Source organism: Bacillus sp. FSL K6-3431 (assembly GCF_038002605.1).
Lineage (GTDB): Bacteria > Bacillota > Bacilli > Bacillales > Bacillaceae_C > Lederbergia.
Genome location: NZ_JBBOCT010000002.1, coordinates 1 through 1,974, shown reverse-complemented (window position 1 = coordinate 1,974; position 1,974 = coordinate 1). Strand labels below are relative to the sequence as shown.

At 39.5% G+C, this 1,974-nt stretch carries 1 protein-coding gene; it reads left to right on the top strand.

The features are described from left to right. Nucleotides 1–391: 391 nt before the first annotated feature. A complete protein-coding gene (locus MHB53_RS26170) occupies nucleotides 392–1,750 on the top strand; it encodes an IS1182 family transposase (protein ID WP_072272405.1) in 1,359 nt (452 codons plus the stop codon). The last annotated feature ends 224 nt before the right edge of the window (nucleotides 1,751–1,974 follow it).

Below are 1,974 nucleotides of genomic sequence, written 5' to 3'. Positions count from 1 at the left end.
ATGATGAAAAAAAGGGTGAATTGATCAATAAAGGCAGGCAATGTACGAAAGAATTCCTTAAAAAATGGACTTATTGATGTTAAATAAAAAAATCGGGCTCTTAAAATGAAGCCCGATTCAGACTGTAGACAAACTCGATGAAAATCGAGTTTGTCTATTTTTATGGCTTGTACAATTTGGACGTTGATTTCCACTCCAGGCACTCGCTTTCCGCGGGCGGTCGGGGAGCCTCCTCGGCTTTCGCCTGCGGGGTCTCCCCTAGACGCGCTTTTCCCGCAGGAGTCTCGTACCTTCCGTTCCAATCAACTTTGTCTTACCTTTTAGATAGAACACTTTTGCCTGGAGTCATGTTTGTTTTAAAATAGAAGTATTAAAACTTGAGGTGATGAGGATGCTTTCTAAACATGATTCTATTCAGCGAGATCAACTTGAAATGATTACTTTAGATCAATTGGTGCCACCGAACCATTTGGTTCGTAAAATGGAGGCTGCCATTGACTTCACTTTCATTTATGACTTGGTGAAAGATATGTATTCAGAGGTAGGACGCCCAAGTATTGATCCAGTTATTTTAGTTAAACTGACTTTCATTCAATATACCTTCGGTATTCGTTCCATGCGTAAAACGATTGAAGAAGTTGAAACCAATATGGCTTACCGTTGGTTCTTAGGCTATGGTTTCCATGATAAAGTACCTCATTTCTCTACGTTCGGGAAAAATTATGAGCGACGCTTCAAAGATACAGATCTGTTTGAACAGATTTTCTATCGCATTTTAATGACAGCTGCTAATAAAAAGTTAATAAGTGCTGAACACGTTTTCGTGGATTCCACACATGTGAAAGCCAGTGCGAATAAACGGAAATTTGAAAAGAAAATCGTTCGTAAAGAAACACGAGCGTATCAAGGACGTCTTCAAGAAGAAATCAATCAAGATCGTGAAAACCATGGAAAAAAGCCTTTTCCACCAGATAAATTTGATAAAGAAGAGACCAAAGAGATTAAAGAAAGTACAACGGATTCTGAGAGTGGCTACTATGTGAAAGATGAACGAACAAAACAGTTTGCCTATTCATTCCACGCGGCCGCAGACCGCAACGGTTTTGTATTGGGAACGATTGTAACACCTGGAAATACACATGACAGTCAGATCTTAGAGCCACTAGTTGAACAAGTGATTGAGAAAGTTGGAAAACCGGAAGCCGTTGCCGCAGATGCAGCTTATAAAACACCAGCGATTACAAGCTACCTATTTAACAAAGAAATCATACCGGCTTTACCTTATACACGTCCTCGCACCAAAGAAGGATTTTTCCGCAAACAGGACTATGTATACGATGAACATTTTGATTGTTACCTTTGCCCTTCGGGCGAAACTTTAAAGTACTCAACAACAAATAAAGAGGGCTATCGCGAGTACAAATCGCCAAAACAAATTTGTACAACATGCTCATTTTTATCTCGGTGTACAGAAAGCAAAGACTGTCAAAAAGTGGTGACACGGCATATCTGGCAAACACATGTGGAAGAAGCAGATCATCTGCGTCATCATCAAGATGTAAAACCTATATATGCAAAACGTAAAGAAACGATTGAGCGTGTATTCGCAGATGCAAAAGAAAAGCATGGTATGCGTTGGACTACTTTAAGGGGACTTAAAAAATTGTCGATGCAGGCGATGCTTACTTTCGCTGCCATTAATTTAAAGAAGATGGCCAATTGGACATGGCAAGGTCCAAAAATGGCCTAACATAGTGGGCTCGTAGAGCCCCAATCTCTAAACTTTAGGCGAAAATTCAAAGGGAATTTCAAAAGGGGTTCAGAATTTTTTAATTCCGAACCCCTTTTGTCTACAAACTGAGATTGTCCAAAATGGACAACCTCCAATATGTTTTGCGCCTCTGAACTTTATATCTTAAGATTAAACTATGCACCTTTTTTAACGAGTTTCTTCTACATTTTTAACATTTCGCT